The sequence below is a fragment of the Achromobacter mucicolens genome (assembly GCF_029866465.1).
In the GTDB taxonomy this organism is placed as follows: domain Bacteria; phylum Pseudomonadota; class Gammaproteobacteria; order Burkholderiales; family Burkholderiaceae_B; genus Achromobacter; species Achromobacter mucicolens.
Genome location: NZ_CP123364.1, coordinates 5,343,520 through 5,365,715, shown reverse-complemented (window position 1 = coordinate 5,365,715; position 22,196 = coordinate 5,343,520). Strand labels below are relative to the sequence as shown.

Below are 22,196 nucleotides of genomic sequence, written 5' to 3'. Positions count from 1 at the left end.
TCGACCGCCAGCCACAACTTGCCGACCCGTACGCGCGCCGCCCATCGGGCACTGGGGTTCAAGTGACGATTAATGGCGAGCCGGGCGTGATTCGCAGTTGGGTTCGGACAGCGCAATGAGTGTCGGCTTTCTGCCGGTGTCTGACACCCTAGGGAGAAGCACTTGGTATGACGGAAATCTCACCAGGGTGTCAGACACCTTGAGCCGTCGCAGCCACACGCGAAGCGTCATCACCACGACGCAAGACGCCGCGTAAGCCCCCGAAGGCCGCCCGCGCGGCCGCCCGGGGGCGGGCACCGCAAGATCTTTCTCTCTCCCCCCACCGTGGGCAAGAACCTAAAGAACCCAACTCGTCCCGCCGCCAGTAAAGCTGAAGCGACTGGAGCACGTCGTAGCGGGGGCTGGGGTGCGCGGGGCGTGTAGATGCGCCCGAGGGAAACCGAAGGGAGCCGAAGGCGTACGAGATTCTATGGTCTCGGTCAAGTAATTGACGGTCGCAATTTCTCTGGATCAAAGGGTTGGCCTGTTCGCCATACCCCGTATGCGATCCGCAAGAGTTTGCGGGCAATTATGACCAAGGCGGCAGTCGAGGCCAGCCCTCGAGCCCTGAGCATGGCGTAGTAATCCTTGAATTGTGCCGTGCGCGCCGCTGAGCTAGCCGCGTTGTAGAGCAATGTCCTCGCCGCCTTATCGCCCTGCTTGCTTAGTCGGCGGCGACCGACTTTTCTTCCGGATTCGTGCGGCCTCGGATCCAGGCCACAGAAGGCGACCGCCGCATCGCTGCTGGCAAAGTCGATCCGGCTGAACAAGCTCGTCAGGGCAACGCCGGTTATCGGTCCTATGCCGCATATGCCGGTGAGCAGACCGTATGTCTTGGCCCAGTCACTCTGGGCCTTAATCTTGGCAATCATTTCCCGTTCGAGCTGATCTGACCACGCCGTCAAACTTGCGAGAGCCTTCTTCTGATGGCTGCTTACGCAACCATGTCGCTGAGCCGACAATCGCAAGGATGTGCCCACTCGGACCACCGTCGATCTCAACGCCTGAAGTGCTCTGACTTCCTGCAATTCTGGAGATATCGGTTCGTAACGATGCAGTTTTTTGTGATGCTGCGCGATGTATTGCGCGATGACGGCGGCATCCAGTCGATCTGTCTTGCCGCGGTTCCCCAAAGAGATGGCGTAATGATGGACGTGGGTCGGATTAAGGACATAAACCTCAAATCCACGCTCATGCGCCGTACGAGCCAGGAGCTCTTGATAGCCTCCTGAGGCTTCCATGGCGATCACACTAGGGGCCGGCAGACGCTTTAACCAGCCCACGATGCTGGAGCGATTGTTAGGCAAGACGCCCGTCACGATCTCTCCGTCAGACGCGGCTACTTGAAGCTCAAACTTGCCGACATCGACCCCAATAAAAACGACTGAAGTTTGCATGACAGCTCTCCCTGCGATACGTTAAGTCCGCTGGGGTAGCCACGCCTCGGGCGTTACCTTGCGATCAATCGGCGGTCTCGGCCGCTAGATTCCTTATCGACGCGTGAGGCGGGGTGGGATGCTCTCGTCCTGGCAGTCCGGGTGCAACCGGCTGATGGTTGACAACGTCCCTTACCCCAGCGCCTTTCTTCTTCGAAAGACGCATCCACACCATACAAGGTTGACGAAGGGGCAGTCCGGAGCGAAGGCTCCGGACCGCAATCGTAGCCCCGCGCACCCCAGCCCCCGCTGCGGCGGGCGTCAAAAGAACCCGCCTGAATGCCAGCCTCAACGTTTCGCCATTGAAACGGCCACCGCTAACACCGACCGCTTCAACGCCGCCGTTTCAAAACCTTCCTCAAGGCAACGCTTCAGGCACCCCAAGCTCCACGGCCAACTTCGTCAACCCGTCCCAAATCCGGCTATCAAACTCCACCGAATCCGCATTGACCGCCCGATTGCGAGCCTCGTACTCCCCCGGATACTGCACCGCTTCCACGCCGGGTTGCGGCTTGCACGCATGCAGGTAGTCGATGAAGGCGCCGACTTCCATCGACCGCCAATCCGTATTGAAGTCCACCTGCGGATCCAGCAGCAGCGCGAACATGTTGTTCGTCGCCACGCCGATGCGCGGATGTTCCGGTTGGATGGTGCCGCCGCCGGACAGCACGCCGGCGAGCAGTTCGGCCACCAGTCCCAGCGCGTAACCCTTGTGGCCGCCGAATGGCAGCAGTGCGCCGGGCGGGTCGGTGAAGAGCGCGCCCGGGTCCGTCGTTGGGTTGCCGTCGGCATCGATCAGCGACCCCGGCGGCGCCTGTTCGCCCTTCGCCGCCAGCACGCGCGCCTTGTTCACCGCGATCGAGCTGGTGGCCATGTCCACGATGAACGGCGGACGGCCGCCGGGCAGGGGACCGGCAAAGCACAGCGGGTTCGTGGTCAGGCACGCCTGAGCGCCGCCGAACGGGGCGACGGTGGGCGAGCGGTTGATCACGTTGGTGAAGGCCAGCAGGATCAGGCCCTTGGCCGCCACCATTTCGCCAAAATGGCCCATGCGGCCAAGGTGATGGCTGTGGCGCAGGGTCAGGATGCACTGGCCGTGTTCCTGTGTGCGCTCGATCGCCTTTTCGATGACGACCTTGCCCACGTACTGGCCCAGTCCGTGGTGGCCGTCGTAGGCCAGCATGGCGCCGCGGTCGTTGAGGAGTTCTGGCCGGCCGTCGGGTTGGGCCAGGCCCTCGGACAACACGCGGCGGTAGTTGGTCAGGATGGACAGGCCGTGGCTGGTGTAGCCGACACGGTCGGATTCCACCAGGTGTTCGGCCACGTCGCGGGCGATGTCCTCGGGCACGCCCTGTGCCATCAGCACCCGGCGGCCGTATTCGTTGGCTTGGGCAATCGTGATCTTCATGAAGATTCCTTACAGCCAGCCCAGCCAGCGCCAGTACGTCATGCCCATCAGCAGCATCAGCAGGTAGCCGACGATGGTCACAATGATCCCGACCTTGGCGAACTGCTTGGCGTTGAAGGTTTCGGTACCCAGGCACACCATGTTCTGCGGTGCGTTGATGGGCAGGATGAAACCGTAGCTGACCACGAAGCCCAGCAGCATCGTCATGCCCAGGCGGCTGAAGTCGCCCGGCAGCGTTGCCAGCACCGAGATCAGGATGGGCAGCATGGCCGAGGTCAGTGCCGTGGCGCTGGCAAAGCCCAGGTGGATCACGATCAGGAAGGCGGCCAGGATGGCGAAGATGGCGAGCGGGCCAAGGTGGTCCAGGCCGGTGTGATGCACCACCTGGTTGCCCAGCCATTGGCCGGCCTGCGTCGTCAAAAGCGCCGTGCCCAAGCTGATGCCGACGCCGAACACGATCACCGTGCCCCATGGGATGCGCGATTGCACGTCTTTCCATGTCATCACGCCAAAGCGCGGCAACATCAGCAGCACGAGGCCGAAGTAGGTGGTCGAGGTGGTGTCGAATTTGTGCAGCTTGCCTTCGGTCGACCAGAACAGCAGCAGCATGATGGACACAGCCATCAGGCGCTTTTGCGCGCCGGTCATGGGACCGAGGTCGAGCAGCGACTTTTCGACGGCTTCCTTGCCGCCGGCAATGCTGTTGCTTTCAGGCGGCAGCAGCTTGAGCACGATGACGATCAGCACGGCGGACATGATGAGCGACCAGGGGGCGCCGGCAATCAGCCAGTCCGACCAGGCCACGCGTTCGCCCAGCATCTTTTCCATGAAGCCGACCGTCAGCAGGTTCTGCGCTGCGGCGGTCTGGATGCCGACGTTCCAGATGCTGGTGGCCTGGGCCACGATGATCATGATGCCGGCGGCGATGTTCGAGCGCTTGTCCACGCCGAAGGCCGCGATCACGCCCATCATGATGGGAACCACGGCGGCGCTGCGCGCGGTGGCGCTGGGCACGACCAGGCTCAGCACGATCGTCACGGCGATACATCCGATGAGGATGCGGCGCGTGCTGGTGCCCACCTTGGACAACGTGACCAGCGCGATGCGGCGGTCCAGCCCCGTGAAGGTCATGGCGGCGGCAATGAACAAGGCGCCGGTGACCAGCGCCAGCGCCGAATTTGCGAAGCCGGTGAGCGCCATGCTGATGGCGGCCGACGTGCCGTACAGCACGTTGGGATCCTTGATGGTGGGTGCGGTGCCCAGCAGGAAGGCCATCAGTGTCGTGATCATGATGGCGCTGGCTTCGTAGGAGACGGCTTCAGTGATCCAGACGACCACGGCAAACGCCAGGATAGCCAGCATGCGGTGTCCTGCAACGGGCAGGTCCGCGGGCAGGGGCATCATTAAAACGCCGATCATCACGAGGATGCCGGCGATGAGCCCGATTGGTATTTTGGCTTTTTTGGGGGCTTGCGAGGCGGGGACTGCGGTTTCCGCGGCCATATCCTTCTCCGGTTGAGGTCAAACTGACGAAACACCGCCCGCGAGCACGGGGTCAATCAAATCGGTGTGTCGACGCTACAGGATGATCGTGACGGCATTGAGGAAAACCCGTATTGATGAACATCAAGCAAGCGGAGAACAGCGCTTGTGGAAAACTTGTCCCGGGCATTATGCTCGTCGCCCCCTGCGTGGGGCAAGCAAGTGAGTGTTGCATTTACACGAACCAATCGGGTCACGATGAATGCGTTTTACCCCGCAAGGGCCGCGCGCATTGTTCCGTGAAATGACGCTAATGCAGGCGGTTCAGCCCAAGGCCAGGCGCAGTTGTTCGTCCAGATGCAGCGTGGGGGTGACGCGCCATCCGCTCTGCGCGTAGCGCAGCCAGCGGCCCAGCACCAGATGCGTCAGCAGGCTGGCGTGCGCGGCGACATTGGCTTCCTGCGGCAGGCCGCCATCGGTGATCGCGATGCGCAGCGACTGTTTTAGCGACGCCTCGATGCGATCGTTGATGTGGTTGATGCGTTCCTGCAGCCGGTTGTCTTCGGTGACCAGCGCGTCGCCGGTCAGCACTCGCGTCATGCCCTTGTTGCGTTCCGAGAAGGTCAGCAGCATGGCGACGGTCTTGTGCGCCTGGGGCACGCCGTAGGGCTCGGCGGTGGCGATCTGGTTCACCAGCGTGAAGATGCTGGTTTCGATGAATTCGATCAGCCCCTCGAACATCTGCGCCTTGCTGGCGAAGTGCCGGTAGAGGGCGGCTTCGGAAACCTCAAGGCGCGCGGCCAGCGCGGCCGTGGTGATGCGGGACGCGTGCGGCTGCTCCAGCATTTCGGCCAGAGTCTGCAGAATCTGGGTCTTGCGCTCGCCGGGTTTGCTCGCCATGGAAGGGACTGCTTCGCGCAGGATGACGGGTGGAGGGGGAGTGGAACGCGCCGTCAGGCCCGCAGGGGGCGTCGGCGTAACAGCAAATCACTGACGCAGTTTACCCGCAAGTCGACGTAGGCCGGACGGTGCGAGCGTCCGCGGCCGAAGGGCGTGCCGGGGTGGTAGACGTGGACCGTCTTCAAGCCCGCCACGCGGGCGCCCCGCAGGTTGGCGAGCGTGTCCTCCACGAGCACGGCGCGGTGGGCGGGAACGCCTTCGCGCGCCAGCACGTAGCGCAGCAGTGCCGCGGAAGGCTTGGGACGGTATTGGCCATGCAGCCGCATGTGCTCGATGGCCCACAGGCTGTCGAACTGGCGCAGGATGCCCAGGTGCGACAGGACGGAGCGCGCATAGTGCAGCGGCGCGTTGGTAAGCAGCACCTTGCGGCCGGGCAGGCGGCGCAGCTTGTCGGCGAGCGCCTTTTCCGACCGCATCAGCGGCGCGACGTCGAAGTCATGGCTGCGATGCAGGAAGTCATGCGCATTGACGCCGTGGTGCCGCACCATGCCGATCATGGTGGCGCCATAGCGTTTCCAATACTGCGACCGCACCAGGTTGGCGGCATCCACGTCCACGTTGAGCGCCTCGGCCACCGCCATCGTCATGCCGTGATCGATCTTGGAGAAGATGGCGTGCGAGGTGTCGTGAAGCGTGTTGTCCAGGTCGAAGAGCCACAGGCGCTCGGGCGCGCCCGTGGCGATCCCGCGCGACCGGCGCATGCGGACCGCGGGCCGCAGCAGCTGGCGACGTGCTTGCATCATGAGAGGCTCACGGCGCGCAGTGCTGCGAAATCGGGCTGCATCAGTGCGAGCTGATCATCGTGCCGACGCCCTGGTCGGTCAGGATTTCAAGAAGCAGGCAGTGCGGCACGCGGCCGTCGACGATGTGCACCGAGTTCACGCCGTTCTTGGCTGCGTCCAGCGCGGACGAGATCTTGGGCAGCATGCCGCCGGAGATCGTGCCGTCGGCAAAGAGCTCGTCGATGGTCTGGGCGGACAGGCTGCGCAGCAGCTTGCCGCCCTTGTCCAGCACCCCGGGGGTGTTGGTCAGCATCAGCAGCTTCTCGGCGCCCAGCACTTCGGCCATCTTGCCGGCGACCACGTCGGCATTGATGTTGTACGCCGTGCCGTCTTCGCCATAGCCGATGGGCGAGATGACGGGAATGAACTGGTCGTCCTGCAGGGCCTTCACGACGGCCGGTTCGACCATGGTGATGTCGCCCACGAAGCCGATGTCGATGGGCTCGGACGGGTTGTCCTTGTTGGCCATCAGTTTCTTCTGGGCCTGGATCAGGCCGCCGTCCTTGCCGGTCAGGCCCACGGCCTTGCCGCCGACCTCGTTGATCATCATGACGATGTCCTGCTGGACCTGGCCGCCCAGCACCCATTCCACGACTTCCATGGTCTCGGCGTCGGTGACGCGCATGCCCTGGATGAAGGTGCCTTGCTTGCCAATGCGGCGCAGGGCGTCATCGATCTGCGGACCACCGCCGTGGACCACCACCGGGTTCAGACCCACCAGCTTGAGCAGCACGACATCGTGCGCGAAGCTGCGCTGCAATCGCTCTTCCGTCATGGCGTTGCCGCCGTACTTGACCACGATGGTCTTGCCGTGAAATCGTCGGATATACGGCAGAGCCTCGGACAGCACGGCGGCTTTGACGGCGGGAGACGAAACGGCAGCAGGGTCGGGGGTGTCGGTCATGGCAGCTAAGTCGGCAAATAAATAACAGGTAAGTTAGCGGGCGTTAAAAAAATGCCTGCACAAGAACGCGGTTGGAACGCGGCTAGCGCAAGCATACGACGGATTGTAGTCCCCTCAGGTTTCTTATGCTGGAAAGCCATGTCCTTATGCCCGACAAATAACCGGCATTCAGGTAAATTGGGGGCGTTTTCACAACGGCTGGCCCCGCAAAAGGGGGCTCGCCCGAACCTGCGGGGACATCTATCCCCGTTTTTCATACATAAAAGAGGCAAGACATGCGTTTGAACTTCGTCCGTTCCGCCCTGGCGGCGTCGGTCCTTCTGGTTGCCGCCAATGCGGCCCATGCCGAGAAGGTGGTCGTCGGCGCCACGCAGGTTCCGCACGCCGAGATCCTTGAAGTGGTCAAGCCCAAGCTGGCCAAGGAAGGCGTGGAGCTCGACATCAAGGTGTTCAGCGACTACGTGCAGCCCAACCTGCAACTGGCGGACAAGCAGCTGGACGCCAACTTCTTCCAGCACAAGCCGTACCTGGACAGCTTCAACAAGGACCGCAAGGCGACCCTCGTGCCGGTGGCGCTGGTCCACGTCGAGCCCTTCGGCGGTTACTCCAAGAAGATCAAGAGCCTGTCGGACCTGAAGGACGGCGCCACGGTCGCCATCCCCAATGATCCGTCCAATGGCGGCCGCGCACTGGTGCTGCTGCAAAAGCAGGGCGTCATCAAGCTCAAGGACCCGGCCAACATCCTGGCCACGGCCGCGGATGTTGTCGAGAACCCCAAGAAGCTGAAGTTCCGCGAACTGGAAGCGGCCATGCTGCCGCGTGCGCTGGACGACGTGGATCTGGCGCTGATCAACACCAACTACGCGCTGGAAGCCGGCCTCGTGCCGACCAAGGACGCCCTGTTCATCGAAGGCGCCGATTCGCCCTACGCCAACGTGCTGGTGACCCGCAGCGACAACAAGGACGCCCCGGGCATCAAGAAGCTGGTCGACGCGCTGCACTCGCCGGAGGTCAAGACCTTCATCCAGGAAAAGTACAAGGGCGCGGTAGTTCCCGCCTTCTGATGCACGGCGCGGGAGGGGGGCGTGAGCCGCCCGCTCCCTCCCATCGGCATGCCCCCAAACAAAACGCCGCCCGTTATTTTGCGGGCGGCGTTTTGTTTGGGGGCTGCTTGCTTGGGCGGATCAGCCGGCGGCCAGGGCCTTTTCCACCGTGGCGTGGAATTCGGCCTTGTCGTATTCGCCCAGATAGCGCTTGATGATGCGTCCCTCTTTGTCGATGAGGAACGCCGTGGGCGTCAGGCGGATGTCGCCGAAGGCGCGCGCGATGTCGCCCTTGGTGTCCAGCGCAACGGGGAACGGCAGCTTGCGGGTCTCGGCGAAGTTCAGCACGAAGTTGGGCGGGTCGTAATTCATGGCGACCGCAATGGCCTCATACCCTTTGTCCGCATACTCGTTGTAGGCGGAGATGGTGTCGGGCATTTGCTTGACGCACGTGACGCAGCTGGTCGCCCAGAATTTGACCAGCACGACCTTGCCGCGCAGGTCCTGCATCGAGAACGTCTTGCCTTCCAGGGTGGTGAAGGTGACGTCGGGGGCGGTCTGGGCCGGACGCATGGCGAACCACGCGCCGATGCCGACCGCGACCAGGACTGCGAGGGCTACGATGGCTTTTTTCATTTGATGGGCATTGCTTCGACGCCGCCGCTCGTGCCGCCGGTGCCCGCCGCGTTGTCGGTGGCCGGACCGGTGCCGCTTTCGATGGGCGCCTTGCTTTCGGTGGTGGCGGGTTTGGAGCCGCTTCCCGACAGGCGGATCGCCTCTTCGCGGCTGATGGTTTCAAAGAGCTTGACCACCTTGGTCACGCCACCGACGTCGGCGGTGGCGTTGGCGGCGTAGTCGCCTTCGGCCTGGGTGACCTTGCCCATCAGGTAGACGACGCCGCGGTCGGTCGTGACGGCGATGGTGCCGGAGGGCACGTACTTGGTGTTGAGCAGGGCGGTCTTGACCTTGGAGGTCAGCCAGGTGTCGTTGGAGCGCTGGCCAAACGAGGCGATGGGGCCGACATTGAGCTGGTTGATGACCTGCTTCACGTTTTCCACGCCCTGGGCAATGGTCGTGGCCTGGTTCTTGGCTTCTTCGGAGGGCACGTCGCCCGTCAGCAGAAGGTGGCCGCCGTAGGCCATGGCATTGACACGTGCGGTATCGCCCAGCTTCTGGGAGATCAGGTTCTGCGCCTTGAACGCCATGTTCTGGTCTTCGAGCTGGACGCCGGACGTGCGGCGGTCGGTGACGACCACCGCCGTGGTGGCGGCGGCGCCGCCCACGATCAAAGGCGCGCAGGCCGTCAGCGAAAGCGCCGCGGTGGACAGCGCGGCGGCAAGCATCAGCGGGCGGACTGCGGGTCTGACGTCAAGAATCATTCGGTGTCTCCAAGCAGAAGAGCGTCGATGCCGTCGCACAGCGCGTGCAGCAGCAGAATATGGACTTCCTGGATGCGCATGGTGCGATCGCTGGGAACACATAGATGGACGTCCATCGGGGTAATGAGTTCCCCCATGACGCCGCCGCCCTTGCCGGTCAAGGCCAGGACGTGCATTTCGCGTGCGCTGGCGGCTTCCATGGCGCGGACCACGTTGGGCGAATTGCCGCTGGTGGAAATGGCCACGAGCACGTCGCCGGCCTGCCCGAAGGCGTTGACCTGCCGTTCAAAGACTTCGTCAAAGCCGTAGTCGTTGCCGACCGCCGTGAGGATGGAGGTGTCGGTATTGAGCGCGATGCCCGCGAGCGGCAGGCGTTCGCGTTCGAAGCGGCCCACCAGCTCGGCGATGAAATGTTGCGCGTCGGCGGCCGAGCCGCCATTGCCGCAAGCCAGAATCTTGCCGTTGTTCGCCAGGGCGCCGAACAGCACGTCCACGGCCACGGCCAGCGGTTCGGCCAGGACGTTCATGCTTTGTTCGTGAGCGGCCATGGCGTCGCGAAAGTGCGACGTCATACGAGAGGTCATATCCATGGGCGCGATTATCTCACGGGGCCGGGCCGCGGTTCTGTCCTCGCGCAACGATCGCCGAGGGCCGGCGCCGGACTGCGCCAGCCGGATCAGGGCAGCCAGAAAGCGCCGCGCAGCCAGGCCGGCTCGCCGTCGTCGAAAACCACCGCGTCGAAACGGGCGGGCGGGGGCGTGCCTTGCCAGTGGCGGCGGGCCAGTTCGGGCAGCCACAGCGCCGCCGCCCGCGCCAGCCGCGCCTGCTTTTCCCGGCCGATGCTGGCGGCGGCCCCGCCGAACCGGCGGTTGGCGCGCGCCCGGACCTCCACGAAGACGAGCGTGTTGCCGTCGCGCATGGCCAGATCGATTTCACCGGCGCGGCAGGCCAGGTTGCACGCCAGCAGCGTCAGGCCGTGCGCCAGCAGCAGGCGCAGCGCGGCCGCTTCATGATGATCGCCGCGCCGCTGCGTGGGCGAGCGGCGCGGGGGCGGACGGTCGGCCGGCGTGCGTCCGGTGCGCCGCCGGCGTTTGGCGGCGCGGCGGCGGGCGGCCAGGGCAAGTTCGCAGGCCAGGCGCAGGGTGTCGTCCGTCATGGATTCCAAAGGCAGCGGGCATAGGCGGCTACACTGACATGGTTTTCCGAGTCCGCAGGCTGCAATGAATCAAAACGTCTCACCTCCCGTTGCCAGCGATGCCTGGTCCCGCGTGTCGGAACGCGTGGCCGGCCAGCATTGGCCCGCCTCGACGCTGTATGTCGTGGCCACGCCCATCGGCAATCTGGGCGACCTGGGCCTGCGTGCCTGGCACGCCCTGCAGCGGGCTGACGTGATCGCTGCCGAAGATACGCGCGCCAGCCGCACGCTGCTCGATGCCTGGGGCGTGGGCACGCCGCTCATGGCGGCGCACCGCCACAACGAGGCAGCCGCGGCGCAGGCCATCTGCGAGCGCCTGGCGCAAGGCCAGCGCGTGGCGCTGGTGTCCGACGCCGGCGCGCCCGCCGTCAGCGACCCCGGCGCGCGGGTGGTCCGGGCGGTGCGCGCGGCCGGCTATGCCGTGGTGCCGGTGCCCGGCCCCAGCGCCGTGATCGCCGCGCTGATGGGCAGTGGCGTCACCACGGACGAGAACCCCGCCTACGCCTTCGCGGGCTTTGCGCCACCGAAGGCGGTGGCCCGCCAGCGCTGGCTGCGCCAGTGGTGCGCATTGCCCGCGCCCGTCGTGATGTTCGAGTCGCCGCACCGGCTGGCGGCCACCTTTGCCGACCTGCTCGAGGTGTGCGGTCCCGACCGCGAACTGACCGTGGCGCGCGAGCTGACCAAGCGTTTCGAAGAGATCGGCACTTTCCGGCTGAGCGAGGCGTCCGCCTGGCTGGCCGCGGATCCGCACCGCGAGCAGGGCGAATTCGTGCTGATCGTCCATGCCGAGCCCGAAGCGGCCGCGGACGAGGATGTGGACCCGGCCCACGACGTTCTGCTGGACGCCTTGCTGGAATCGCTGTCCGTGCGCGATGCCGCGCGCGTCGCCGCCAAGGTGACCGGCCAGCCTCGCGACGTCCTGTACAACCGCGCCCTGGCGCGCAAGAAGACGCAGGAATAATCCATGGCGTATTCGACGCTCGTGTCCAACAAACCGGCCGACCCGAACGAGCGGCTGACCTATCGCGACATGCCGACGCCGCTGGGCGAGATGCGCCTGGTCGCCAGTCCCAAGGGATTGCGCGGCGCCTGGTTCACCGATCAGGCGCTGCTGCCGTCGCCGGAAGGCTGGACGCTGTCCGGCAACGACCCCTTCCTGGAACAGGCGCGGCGCGAACTGGACGAGTGGTTCGCCGGCGAGCGGCGCGTGTTCGACGTGACGCTCGACCCCGTGGGAACGACGTTTCAGCATCAGGTCTGGCATGCGCTGTGCGCGCTGGAATTCGGCGTGCTCACCAGCTACGGCGAGCTGGCCCGCGCCGTGGACCGGCCCAAGGGCGCGCAGGCGGTGGGCGGTGCCGTGGGCCGCAACCCCATCAGCATCATCATTCCGTGCCACCGCGTGATCGGCGCGGACACGTCGCTGACGGGTTTTGGCGGCGGGTTGCCCCGCAAGCAGGCGCTGCTGGCCCACGAGGGCAATCGCTATCTCAGCCGCAGCGCGCGCGCCCGCCGGGTCTGCGACGGGCAGGCAGAGCTATCCTGGTAGGCAAGTCCGGCGCCCGGCCGTTTATTTGGGCGCCGACTAGGCCGCTGATTTGGCCGCCGGCCTGGCCAATTACCGCGATGCGTTATTGCGACGCGATGGTCGGCAGAATGCCGATGCGGTCCGACACGAGCGGCACGGCATTGAGCGCGCTCTGGCGGTCGGGATACGGACCGATCCGCACCCGGTAAAGATTGTTGGTCTGTTCCACCGTCGCCGCTGGCGCGCCTTCGGCGCCCAGTTGCGTGTTGATGCGGCTGACCAGCGACTGCGCATTGGCGGGCTGGCTGAACGCGCCCACCTGCAGGTAGACGCTGCCGCTGGCCGCGCCGGCCGCCGGACGCATCGGCGCGCGGCTGGGCGCGGCTGGCGCCAGGGGCTCAGGCGTCAGCGCCACGGGCGTCGCGGCCACGGGCGCCATCACGGGCGTCGAGCCTGTGGCCGATTCCGGCTCCGGCGCGGGGGCCGCGGGCGCGCCTTGCGAGGCCAGCCGGCGGATCTCGTCGGCCTGGATCGCTTCCACGACCACCTGGCCGCTACCCGGGCCAATGATGCCCAGCTTGTAGGCGGCCACGTACGACAGGTCCATGATGCGGTCGCTGTGGAAGGGCCCGCGGTCGTTCACCCGCACGATGATCGTCTTGCCGTTGACCAGGCTGGTCACCCGCGCATAGCTGGGAATCGGCAGCGTCGTGTGCGCGGCCGTCATGGCATACATGTCGTAGGTCTCGCCGATCGACGTGGAGTTGCCATGGAACTTCTTGCCGTACCACGACGCGATGCCGCGCTTTTTGTAGGGCTGTCCGCTCGTGTCCGGCACGTAGCGCTGGCCGAACACGACGTAGGGCCGGTTCGCGCCGCTGGCGTAGGGTTCCAGCTTGGGCACGGCGTCTGGAATCTGATCCAGGTTCGACGGCGGATTGGCATCCGGCCCGTCGTCCTTGTAGTAACCACCCTTCTTGCGTCCGCCGCTGGTCGAGCAGCCTGCCACGGCGATCGCCAGCAGCAGCACGGAAATGAGATGTAGGGGGCGGGAAAGCGTCATGCGGTTTCGTCGGGCAGTTGCGTGCGGTGGCGCACCAGGAGCGGGTCGTGATCGGCAAAGCGCAGCGCCAGCTGTTCCACCACGTACACCGAGCGGTGCTGGCCGCCGGTACAGCCGATGGCCACGGTCAGGTAGTTGCGGGTGTCCTGCGTGTACAGCGGCAGCCAGCGCTTCAGGAAGCCCGCGATGTCGTCGATCATCAGCCCCACCTGCTCGTATCCCGCGAGCCACGTGGCCACGGGCTCGTCGCGGCCCGTCAGCGGGCGCAGATTGCGGTCGTAATGGGGATTGGGCAGGCAGCGCACGTCGAACACCAGGTCCGCGTCTCCGGGCACGCCGCGCTTGTACGCGAAGGATTCGAACGTCAGCACCAGCGGCGCGCGGTCTGCCTTGATCAGGTCGCGGATCCAGGCGCGAAGCTGGCCGGGCGTCAGGTCCGAGGTGTCGATGACGTGTTCCTGCTCGCGCAGCGGCGCCAGCAGTTCTCTTTCCAGGGCGATGCACTCGGTCAGCGACGGCGCGGTGCCGCCGCGCTGTAGGCGGTCGGTCAGCGGATGGCGGCGGCGCGATTCGGAATAACGCTGCACCAGCGTGGCCGTGTTGGCATCCAGGAATACGACCCGCAGGCTGGTGCCCATGGCGCGCAACGCGGTGACCACATCGGGCAGTTCGGCAAGCTCGCCCGGCGAGCGCACGTCGATGGCGACCGCCACGCGCTCCATGCCGTCATCGCGCGCCTGGGCAATGAACTCGGTCAGGAAGCGAACGGGAAGATTGTCGACGCAGGTATAGCTTGCGTCCTCGAGCATGCGCAGCGCGACGGATTTGCCGGAGCCGGAAATGCCGGTGACGAGGACGACTTTCAACATGGACATGATTGTGGCACGCTTTTCCAGGACGATGCCGGCGGGATAGCATCTGATATGGCCATAAACTCAGGAACTGCTTCTGTTCCCTGCTGTTTGCCCTGACGTAAGCTAGGGGCCGCAAACTCCGCAGTTCCATCGCAGTTCCACTTTACGCGCCCCGCCGTCTCGATTCGGGGTTTGGAATTCGACCTAGATGTTAGCCCTCATTTCCTCTTGTAGTGTTTCACTGCTGCGGTTTTGGACGATCCCAAGGGCCTTGGCCGCGGCGGCTGTTGTGTTTATGTCCGCGCCCGCGCTGGCGCAGCAGCCCGACCCGCCGGTCTTGCAGCCCGACACCATGGCGGCGCGCGTGGCGGCCTGTACGGCCTGTCATGGCGCGCAGGGCAGGGCGGGGGCCGATGGCTACTACCCGCGGCTGGCCGGCAAGCCGCAAGACTATCTCTACCACCAGCTGCTTAATTTTCGCGACGGACGGCGGCAGTACCGGCCCATGACGCACCTGCTGGCGGGACTGCCCGACGACTACCTGCGCGAAATGGCCGCGTATTTTGCCGACCAGCATGTGCCGTATCCGGCGCCCGTGCGCGCGGACGTGTCCGCGGCCACGCTCGAGGCTGGCCGCAAGCTCGCCCGCGATGGCGACGCGGCGCGCGGCCTGCCGGCCTGTGCGTCCTGTCACGGCGCGGCGCTCTCGGGCATGCTGCCCGCGATTCCCGGCCTGCTGGGGCTGCCCCGCGATTACATCGGCGCGCAGATCGGCAGCTGGAAGAACGGCCTGCGCCGCGCCGCCGCGCCGGACTGCATGGCCGACATCTCCCACAAGCTCACGCCTGCCGACATCGGCGCACTGGCGGCCTGGCTGTCGTCGCAGCCTGTCGTCGAGCCCTACGTGCCTGATGCCGCGAATTCGGTCCGGCTGCCCGCGGAATGCGGCAGCCAGGCGCAACGCTGAACGGGGCCGCGAATGACGCTGACGAAAAGAGTGCTGGGTGTCCTGTTGCTGGTGGCCGTGGCGGCCGTCGGCGGGTTGTATTGGCTGGGCACGCGTGACGATGCCAGTACCGGGCCCACTGCCGCGGCAGCCGAGGGCGCCACGCTGATCGAACGCGGCCGCTATCTGGCGCTGGCCGGCAACTGCATGGCGTGCCACACCAGCCAGGGCGGCAAGACGTTTGCAGGCGGCACGCCCATTCCCACGCCGTTCGGCACGGTCTACGGGCCGAACATCACGCCCGATCCGGAGACCGGCATCGGCGCATGGACGGCCGACGACTTCTGGCAGGCGTTGCACAACGGGAAATCGAAGGACGGCACCTTGCTGTATCCGGCGTTCCCGTACACCGAGTACACGCGCGTCAACCGCAGCGACGCCGACGCGCTCTTTGCCTATCTGCGCAGCGTGTCGCCCGTCAAGCAGGCGAACCGTCCGCCCGACATGAATTTCCCGTACGACCAACGCGCGCTGCTGGCGGCGTGGCGCGCGCTGTACTTCAAGCCTGGCGTGCAAGCGCCCGATCCCGGTCAGTCGGTCCAATGGAATCGCGGCCGGTATCTGGTCGAGGGGCTGGGGCATTGCGCGGCCTGCCATACGCCGCGCAACAGCCTGGGCGCCACGCGCACCCGCGACGCGCTGGCGGGGGGCGTGATTCCAGTGCTGGATTGGTACGCGCCGCCGCTCACGAACGACATGCAGACCGGCATGGGGCGCTGGTCCGCGCAGGACATCGCCGCGCTGCTCAAGACCGGCATTTCGGCGCATTCGACCGTCAGCGGGCCGATGGCCGAAGTCGTGCTGGGCAGCACCCAGCATCTGACCGACGACGACGCCCTTGCCATCGGCACGTATTTGAAGTCGTTGCCCGCCACGCCGCCCGCGACCGATGCGCGTGCCGCCGTCCCCGCGCCCGCAGCCATGGAGCTGGGCGGCAAGCTCTACCGCCAGCAATGCGCGCAATGCCACCAGGCCGACGGCAAAGGCAGCGGCACGGCATGGCCCGCGCTGGCCGGCAATCCCACGGTGACCGCGCCATCGCCCGTGAACGCCATCCGCATGGTGCTCGACGGCGGCTACGCCCCGGCCACGGCCGCAAACCCGCGTCCGCACGGCATGCCGCCGTTCGGCCAGGTGCTCAACGACAACGACATCTCGATGCTGGTGACCTACATCCGCAACAGTTGGGGGAACGAAGCAGGCGCGGTGAGCGGCCTGGAGGTCAAGCGCGCACGGGCGTCGTCGACGTTGAACTAGCGCCCGGCGGTGGCCGCGCGGCAGGCCTCGTGCGCCAGGTCGCCCAGCGTGCGGATCGCCGCTTCGGTGCTTGCGTCCCACGGGTGCCCGTAGTTCAGGCGTAGCGCGCTGCCAAATTGGCCGCTGGCAGAGAAGATCGGGCCGGGCGCCACGCTGATGCCGCGCGCCAGCGCCTGGCGGTGCAGCGACAGCGCCTCCACGGCGGCCGGCAGTTCCAGCCACAGGAAGAATCCGCCCTGCGGCCGGGTCACGCGCGTGCCGGCAGGAAAAGCCTGCGCGATGGCGTCGGCCATGCGCTCCTGCTGCGCCTGCAAGGTCTGCCGCAGCCGGCGCAGATGGCGGTCGTAACCCCCCTGTTCCAGGTATTCGGCAATCGCGCCCTGCGCGGGGCCAGACGCCGACAGCGTTGATGACAGTTTCAGCCGTTGCACCTGCTGGGCGTAGCGCCCGGCGCTGGCCCAGCCAATGCGATAGCCGGGCGCAAGGCATTTCGAAAACGACGAGCAGTGCAGCACCAGCCCGCGCGTGTCGTAGGCCTTGGCGGGAACGGGCCGCGTCGCGCCGAAGTAGAGCTCGCCATAGACGTCGTCTTCGATCAGCGGAATGTCGTGCCGGGCAAGCAGTTCGACGAGCCGGCGCTTGTTGTCGTCAGGCATCAGGCAGCCCAGCGGATTCTGGAATTGCGTCATCAGCCAGCAGGCGCGTGGCGCGTGGCGCAGGATGGCCGCCTGCATCGCGTCCAGGTCGATGCCGGTGCGCGGATGCGTGGGCACTTCCAGCGCTTTCAGCCCAAGGCGTTCCAGTGCCTGCAATGCGCCGTAGAACGTCGGCGCTTCCACCATGACGGTGTCGCCCGGCTGTGTGACCGCCTGCAGGCAGAGATTCAAGGCTTCGAGCGCGCCATTCGTGACGACGATGTCGGTGGCGGGCAGGTTGATGCCGCCGATCAGGTAGCGCAGCGCGATCTGCCGGCGCAGGCGCGGATTGCCGGGCGCCAGGTCTTCAACGGTGTCGCGCGGGTCCTGGCGCTTCAGATGCGTGGCCATCGCCTGCGCCAGGCGCGGCAGCGGAAAGAGCAGCGGCGAGGGGAAGGCCGAGCCCAGCGGGGCGACATCGCGATTGCGCACCGAGCCCAGGATGTCGAAGATCCGTTCGCTGATCGCAAGTTCGGTCGATTCACCGTCGGGGCATGAGGCGCCGGGTTCGGGCGGCAGCGATTCGGCGGGGGCGTTGACGTAGTAGCCCGAGCGCGGCTGCGCGCGGATGAGGCCGCGTGCTTCAAGCAGGTAGTAGGCCTGGAACACCGTCGAGGGGCTGACACCGCGCGCGGCACACGCGTCGCGCACGGAGGGCAGCTTGTCGCCGGCGCGCAGCACGCCGCTTGCGATCGACGTGGCGATCTCGTCGGCCAGGGTCTCGTAGAGGCTCAAGATGCCGCAGGGCGACGACGCGGGCTCATTTGCTGCTTTGGAGGATCGCCATGGCCTGGCGTTCCATGAATTCGCCCAGCGTGTCGATGCCGCGCAATTTCAGGATGGTGTTGCGCACGGCCGCCTCGACCAGCACGGCCAGGTTGCGGCCCGCGGCCACCTGCAGCATCACTTTACGCACGGGCAGACCCAGCATGTCCTGCGTGATGTCTTGCAGCGGCAGGCGTTCGAACTTGTCCTGCGCGGTGGCGCGCACCAGGTGAACGATGAGCTTGAGCCGCATCTTGCGGCGCACCGAGGTTTCGCCAAAGATGGTGCGGATGTCGAGCAGGCCCAGGCCGCGGACTTCCAGCAGGTTCTGCAGCAATTGCGGACAGTGGCCTTCGATCATGTTGGGCGCGGTGCGCGAGAACTCGACTGCGTCGTCGGCCACGAGGCCGTGGCCGCGCGAGATCAGTTCCAGCGCCAGTTCGCTCTTGCCCAGACCCGATTCGCCCGTGATCAGCACGCCTAGTCCCAGCACGTCCAGGAACACGCCGTGCACCGTGGTGGTGGGCGCCAGCTTCTTGCCCAGATAGATGCGCAAGAGGTCGATCAGTTGCGCGGCCGCGACCGGCGTGGACAGCAGCGGTACCTGGTGCTGGTCGCATTGGTCGACGAGGTCTTGCGGCGGCGTCAGGCCATCGGCCAGCAGAATCGCAGGGACGCCGCCGATCAGCAGCTCGTCCATGTGGTGCATGCGGCGGCGCAGGTCGAAGCGCGTGTAATACGCCAGCTCTTCCTGGCCAAACACCTGGATGCGAGATGGGTGGATCAGGTTCAAGTGGCCGACCAGGTCGGCGGCCGCCATGCCGTCATCGGGAATCGCGCGGTCCGCCGCGCCTTGGCCCGAGATCCAGTTAAAAGGGATTTTGTCGGCGTTGTCGTCGACGAGTTCCTGCACCGTGAGCATGGCAGCGATTCCGCGTGGGATCAGAGTTGGCCGGTCGTGAGCATTCTGTGCACGATGGCCGGGTCGGGCTCGGTGGCCAGCGCCTCGCGCAATGCCTTGTTGGACATGAGCTGGGCGAGTTCGGCCAGGATGTCCAGGTGCTGCTGCGTAGCCGTTTCAGGCACCAGCAGGCACAGCAGCATCGACACGGGTTGTCCGTCGGGCGCGTCGAACGTGATGGGCTGGGCAAGGCGGATGAATGCCGCCAGCGCTTGTTCCAGACCTTTCACGCGGCCGTGCGGCACGGCCACGCCCTGGCCGAGGGCGGTTGACCCCAGACGCTCGCGGGCAAAAAGGCTGTCGAACACGAGTGCGCGTGCCAAGCCGTTGTTGTTTTCAAAAAGCAGACCGGCCTGTTCGAACGCACGTTTCTTGCTCGTGGCGAGCATATCGAGCACGACGTTGCCGGCGGGGAGGATGCGCGACAAATGATTCATCAGGGCATTATAGGGTTATATGACGCACTGCAACAATCAACCGCCCCGGACGTTTCGGACGACCGGAAGCGATCGGGGCACAAGAGCGACAGCATAGTCTGATCGCGGCGCGTTGTGGGCATTCTGGGGGGTGGCGATCATCACGGCGCGGCGCACGTCCGGCAAAAGCCAAGTAAAACGCCAATCTGCCGGCGGGCGCCAGCGGGATGAAACACGAGGGGGGAGGGGACTTTGCCGATGCCCCGGCTGGACACAAGGTCTAGCGGGACACCGGGACTTGGGCAGGATCCTGGGATCCCTGTACGGCTAGTCGCTCAGGTGAGCGGTCATGAAGCGCGTTACTGCTGGGGTGGCGACAGGGTCGCCGCTTGCCGCTTCACGGACTCTGCTGAATGACTTCTTACCTTGTCCTTGTGCTTGATGACCTGACGGTCGACTTTGTCAGCAAGAAGGTCGATGGCTGCATAGAGGTTTTCATCGGTTGCTTCACAATGAATGTCCTTGCCGCTCAGTCGCATGGTGATTTCGGCTCTATGCCGCAGGGGCTCTACTGAGAGCATGACCTGGGTATCGATGACGTGATCGAAATGCCGCAGCACTCGCGCCAGTTTGTTCATGACATATTCCCGGATGGCCGGGGTGACGTCGAGGTGACGACCGCAGATGCTCAGGTTCATAGTGTGCTCTCCTTCTAAAAGAGGAAAAAGGTGCGCAAAAGGCGCGGTGAAGTCGTTAGGCGTTCTCCTTCAATAAGCAGGTTCGTTTAGTACTAGTGTATAGACTCGGGCCGATAAAACAAGCTGACCTACCGCAAGTTCATGGCAATTTTATGGCTGAGCCCCTAGGGCGTATGGCCCTTCTTTCCCAGGCGTTACGGTGTCTTTCAGCATGGGGTTACATCCGGAAGTGTTCGCCCAGGTACACGCGGCGAACGGCGGGGTCGCCCACGATTTCCTCGGGGTGGCCGTCGGTCAGCACCTTGCCTTCGCTGATGATGTAGGCGCGGTCGCAGATGCCCAGGGTTTCGCGCACGTTATGGTCGGTGATCAGCACGCCGATGCCGCGGCCCTTCAGGAAGCGCACGATGCGCTGGATCTCGATGACCGCGATGGGGTCCACGCCGGCAAACGGTTCGTCCAGCAGGATGAAGCGCGGGCTGGTCGCCAGCGCGCGCGCGATTTCCACGCGGCGGCGTTCGCCGCCCGACAGCGAAATTGCGGCATTGCTGCGGATGTGGCCGATCTGCAGTTCTTCGAGCAGCGACTCCATCTGTTCATTGATCTTGGGCGTCGTCAACGGACGGCCGTCCGGACCCACCTGCAATTCCAGCACGGCGCGGATGTTCTGTTCGACCGTCAGGCGGCGGAACACGGAAGCGTCCTGCGGCAGGTACGACAGGCCCATGCGCGCGCGCTTGTGGATGGGCATTGCCGTGATGACGGCGCCGTCGATTTCGATGCGGCCCGCATCCGCGGGCACCAGGCCGACGATCATATAGAAGCTGGTGGTCTTGCCGGCGCCGTTGGGGCCCAGCAGGCCCACGACTTCGCCGCTGACCACGGACAGGGACACATCCTGCACCACGGTGCGGCCGTTGTAGGTCTTGCGCAGTCCGGTTGCGCGCAGGCTGCCCTGCTTGACGCCCGAAGGGGCGGAGGTCACGGGGGTCGGCACTGAAGGTTGGTTCATCGTGGCTGCGATTGGTGTTGCATGGGAAGCGCTTCAGCGCCCTTTCTTGGCTGCCTGCTGCTTGCGGCATTCGGCGACGGCGGCGTCCAGCTTGGCGCGCGGTTCGGCCAAGGAACGCACGCGTCCGCCGGCCGCGGCGGAATTCGGGCCGCCTTGCGCTTCGTACGTGCCGGACTTCTCGTTGTAGCGTACCCGTTCGCCGCGAATGGTATCGAACGGTTTCCCACAGACGTAGCGGGTCACGATGGCCTGGCCGATCAGGTCGAACGTGCTGTTCGTGCCGTCGTATTCGGCGCGCAGGCCCTTGCCTTCGATGAGTTCGAAGTTTTCGGGGCGTTCCTGGCGGATGGTGACGACCTTGCCCTTGTTGGCGGTGGCCGTGCCGTATTGGTTGCCCTGCGCGTCCTCGTTCATCTGCAGCGTGTCGGACGTCAGCGTCATCAGGCCGCGGGTCATGTTGACGTTGCCGGTGAACACGCTTTGTTTCTTCACGTCGTCGTAGTGCAGCGTGTCCGACAGGATCAGCGTGCTGGGCTCTTCTGCTGGCGTTGCCGCCTTCGGGTCCGCGGCATGGGCCGGCGCAAACGCGCAAGCCGTCAACAGCACGGCGCCCATCAGGCGGGTCGTCGGGGCGAAGAGGGTCCGAAGGTCGGTCATGGTTTTTTCTGGTTAGAGTTGTTGGCAGGAATTTCGGTGCGGCGCTGCTGCCTGCCTTCCGAACCGGCAATTTCCACGTCGGTCGACGCCGACACCTGCAATTGGCGAGTCTTGTTGTTGTAGTGCATGCCCGTGCCCTGCATGCGCGAGCGGCCCTTCAGGACCGTGGCGGGCAGGTCGGTGAAGACCACGTCGTCATCGGGCAGGATGATGAGTTGCTGGCTGCGCACGTCCAGCATGTCGTTTTCGGCATCGGGCTGGCGCAGCACGTGGGCATCCCCCTGCATGACGATCCGCTTGCCGCCCTGTTCCATCACGGCCGTCTTTGAAACCGCGACCGTGATCGGATTGGTCTCGCGCTGGCCCACCGCGCGCGGCGCGGTGACGTGATACGAATCGTCGTCGGGAAAGTGCTCCATGTAGTCGCCTTCCAGGCGATTGATGGGCTTGCCCGTGGGATCGGTGCGCAGCATCACGAATTCGCGCGACCATGCGTCCATTTCGTGGGTGACGCGGCGCGGCGGGTCCACCTGGATGGCGCGCTGCGCGTAATCGGCCGCCCACCACGAGCTGGTGACCAGCACCAGCAGCAGGAACAGCGCGATCAGTGAGGGAAAACGTTCTTTCATCGGGTGCGCCGCGAGGGCGTATTCGTT

At 65.4% G+C, this 22,196-nt stretch carries 24 protein-coding genes; 5 read left to right on the top strand and 19 right to left on the bottom strand.

Going from position 1 to position 22,196, the window contains the following annotated elements; translation table 11 throughout:
- Positions 1-479: 479 nt before the first annotated feature.
- The 6 genes from QEP15_RS24430 to argB all read right to left on the bottom strand — a co-directional run bounded on the left by QEP15_RS24430 (position 480) and on the right by argB (position 7,011).
- On the bottom strand, positions 480-1,436 hold the full coding sequence (locus tag QEP15_RS24430) for an IS110 family RNA-guided transposase (RefSeq protein WP_280148205.1): 957 nt from the start codon (positions 1,434-1,436) through the stop codon (positions 480-482).
- Positions 1,437-1,833: 397 nt separating this feature from the next.
- Entirely contained in the window at positions 1,834-2,883 is a 1,050-nt protein-coding gene (locus tag QEP15_RS24425; protein WP_056319551.1) for an Ldh family oxidoreductase, read from the bottom strand.
- 9 nt (positions 2,884-2,892) lie between these two features.
- A complete protein-coding gene (locus QEP15_RS24420) occupies positions 2,893-4,386 on the bottom strand; it encodes a DASS family sodium-coupled anion symporter (protein ID WP_152382895.1) in 1,494 nt (497 codons plus the stop codon).
- A gap of 303 nt (positions 4,387-4,689) precedes the next feature.
- Complete coding sequence (slmA, locus tag QEP15_RS24415; RefSeq protein ID WP_056319559.1) at positions 4,690-5,265, bottom strand: nucleoid occlusion factor SlmA; 576 nt, start codon at positions 5,263-5,265, stop codon at positions 4,690-4,692.
- A gap of 53 nt (positions 5,266-5,318) precedes the next feature.
- Positions 5,319-6,065, bottom strand: a complete 747-nt coding sequence (locus QEP15_RS24410) for a pyrimidine 5'-nucleotidase (protein WP_062839048.1) — start codon at positions 6,063-6,065, stop codon at positions 5,319-5,321.
- 43 nt (positions 6,066-6,108) lie between these two features.
- Positions 6,109-7,011, bottom strand: coding sequence for an acetylglutamate kinase (gene argB, locus QEP15_RS24405; protein ID WP_013396740.1), 903 nt, complete (start codon positions 7,009-7,011; stop codon positions 6,109-6,111).
- A 275-nt stretch (positions 7,012-7,286) separates the two neighbouring features.
- Between argB and QEP15_RS24400 the strand changes: the two genes are divergently transcribed.
- Complete coding sequence (locus QEP15_RS24400; RefSeq protein ID WP_056319563.1) at positions 7,287-8,075, top strand: MetQ/NlpA family ABC transporter substrate-binding protein; 789 nt, start codon at positions 7,287-7,289, stop codon at positions 8,073-8,075.
- A 120-nt stretch (positions 8,076-8,195) separates the two neighbouring features.
- On the opposite strand, the gene QEP15_RS24395 is transcribed toward QEP15_RS24400, so the two are convergent.
- The 4 genes from QEP15_RS24395 to QEP15_RS24380 all read right to left on the bottom strand — a co-directional run bounded on the left by QEP15_RS24395 (position 8,196) and on the right by QEP15_RS24380 (position 10,589).
- Positions 8,196-8,690 (bottom strand): peroxiredoxin family protein, encoded by a 495-nt coding sequence (locus QEP15_RS24395; RefSeq protein ID WP_056319566.1) that lies wholly within the window; start codon positions 8,688-8,690, stop codon positions 8,196-8,198.
- On the bottom strand, positions 8,687-9,433 hold the full coding sequence (locus QEP15_RS24390; RefSeq protein ID WP_056319569.1) for a BON domain-containing protein: 747 nt from the start codon (positions 9,431-9,433) through the stop codon (positions 8,687-8,689). Before QEP15_RS24390 ends, QEP15_RS24395 begins: the two co-directional genes overlap by 4 nt.
- Positions 9,430-10,023, bottom strand: a complete 594-nt coding sequence (locus QEP15_RS24385; protein WP_056319572.1) for a phosphoheptose isomerase — start codon at positions 10,021-10,023, stop codon at positions 9,430-9,432. Before QEP15_RS24385 ends, QEP15_RS24390 begins: the two co-directional genes overlap by 4 nt.
- An 86-nt stretch (positions 10,024-10,109) precedes the next feature.
- Positions 10,110-10,589 carry a YraN family protein gene (locus QEP15_RS24380; RefSeq protein WP_280148204.1) on the bottom strand — a complete coding sequence of 160 codons (480 nt, stop codon included), beginning with the start codon at positions 10,587-10,589 and terminating at the stop codon, positions 10,110-10,112.
- 64 nt (positions 10,590-10,653) lie between these two features.
- On the opposite strand from QEP15_RS24380, the gene rsmI reads away from it, so the two are divergent.
- Entirely contained in the window at positions 10,654-11,589 is a 936-nt protein-coding gene (gene rsmI, locus QEP15_RS24375) for a 16S rRNA (cytidine(1402)-2'-O)-methyltransferase (protein ID WP_152382892.1), read from the top strand.
- A gap of 3 nt (positions 11,590-11,592) precedes the next feature.
- Positions 11,593-12,177 carry a methylated-DNA--[protein]-cysteine S-methyltransferase gene (locus tag QEP15_RS24370; protein ID WP_152382891.1) on the top strand — a complete coding sequence of 195 codons (585 nt, stop codon included), beginning with the start codon at positions 11,593-11,595 and terminating at the stop codon, positions 12,175-12,177.
- Positions 12,178-12,259: 82 nt separating this feature from the next.
- Here the strand turns inward: QEP15_RS24370 and QEP15_RS24365 are convergent, their stop codons facing one another.
- Together QEP15_RS24365 and rapZ are read right to left on the bottom strand one after the other, a co-directional pair.
- Entirely contained in the window at positions 12,260-13,219 is a 960-nt protein-coding gene (locus QEP15_RS24365) for a septal ring lytic transglycosylase RlpA family protein (protein ID WP_152382890.1), read from the bottom strand.
- Positions 13,216-14,088, bottom strand: coding sequence for an RNase adapter RapZ (gene rapZ, locus QEP15_RS24360; RefSeq protein WP_056319767.1), 873 nt, complete (start codon positions 14,086-14,088; stop codon positions 13,216-13,218). The genes QEP15_RS24365 and rapZ overlap by 4 nt, the downstream gene beginning before the upstream one ends.
- Positions 14,089-14,281: 193 nt before the next feature.
- Here rapZ and QEP15_RS24355 point away from each other — a divergent pair, with 193 nt between their 5' ends.
- On the top strand, positions 14,282-15,040 hold the full coding sequence (locus QEP15_RS24355; RefSeq protein WP_081100876.1) for a c-type cytochrome: 759 nt from the start codon (positions 14,282-14,284) through the stop codon (positions 15,038-15,040).
- 12 nt (positions 15,041-15,052) lie between these two features.
- Complete coding sequence (locus QEP15_RS24350) at positions 15,053-16,336, top strand: c-type cytochrome (RefSeq protein ID WP_152382889.1); 1,284 nt, start codon at positions 15,053-15,055, stop codon at positions 16,334-16,336.
- Here the strand turns inward: QEP15_RS24350 and QEP15_RS24345 are convergent.
- The 7 genes from QEP15_RS24345 to lptC form a co-directional block, all read right to left on the bottom strand.
- Positions 16,333-17,766 carry an aminotransferase-like domain-containing protein gene (locus tag QEP15_RS24345; protein ID WP_175156597.1) on the bottom strand — a complete coding sequence of 478 codons (1,434 nt, stop codon included), beginning with the start codon at positions 17,764-17,766 and terminating at the stop codon, positions 16,333-16,335. The genes QEP15_RS24350 and QEP15_RS24345 overlap by 4 nt on opposite strands.
- A gap of 25 nt (positions 17,767-17,791) precedes the next feature.
- The gene (gene hprK, locus QEP15_RS24340) at positions 17,792-18,718 is read right to left on the bottom strand and encodes an HPr(Ser) kinase/phosphatase (protein WP_006216298.1); all 927 of its coding nucleotides are present in this window, start codon (positions 18,716-18,718) and stop codon (positions 17,792-17,794) included.
- 20 nt (positions 18,719-18,738) lie between these two features.
- Positions 18,739-19,194 carry a PTS sugar transporter subunit IIA gene (locus tag QEP15_RS24335; protein WP_056319588.1) on the bottom strand — a complete coding sequence of 152 codons (456 nt, stop codon included), beginning with the start codon at positions 19,192-19,194 and terminating at the stop codon, positions 18,739-18,741.
- A gap of 338 nt (positions 19,195-19,532) precedes the next feature.
- Positions 19,533-19,871, bottom strand: coding sequence for a ribosome hibernation-promoting factor, HPF/YfiA family (gene hpf, locus QEP15_RS24330; RefSeq protein WP_056319592.1), 339 nt, complete (start codon positions 19,869-19,871; stop codon positions 19,533-19,535).
- Positions 19,872-20,088: 217 nt separating this feature from the next.
- Positions 20,089-20,883: an LPS export ABC transporter ATP-binding protein gene (gene lptB / locus QEP15_RS24325; RefSeq protein ID WP_056319593.1), complete on the bottom strand. Its 795-nt coding sequence runs from the start codon at positions 20,881-20,883 to the stop codon at positions 20,089-20,091.
- Between the two features lie 33 nt (positions 20,884-20,916).
- Entirely contained in the window at positions 20,917-21,540 is a 624-nt protein-coding gene (gene lptA, locus QEP15_RS24320) for a lipopolysaccharide transport periplasmic protein LptA (RefSeq protein WP_056319596.1), read from the bottom strand.
- On the bottom strand, positions 21,537-22,169 hold the full coding sequence (lptC, locus tag QEP15_RS24315) for an LPS export ABC transporter periplasmic protein LptC (RefSeq protein WP_056319599.1): 633 nt from the start codon (positions 22,167-22,169) through the stop codon (positions 21,537-21,539). Before lptC ends, lptA begins: the two co-directional genes overlap by 4 nt.
- Between the last annotated feature and the right edge of the window lie 27 nt (positions 22,170-22,196).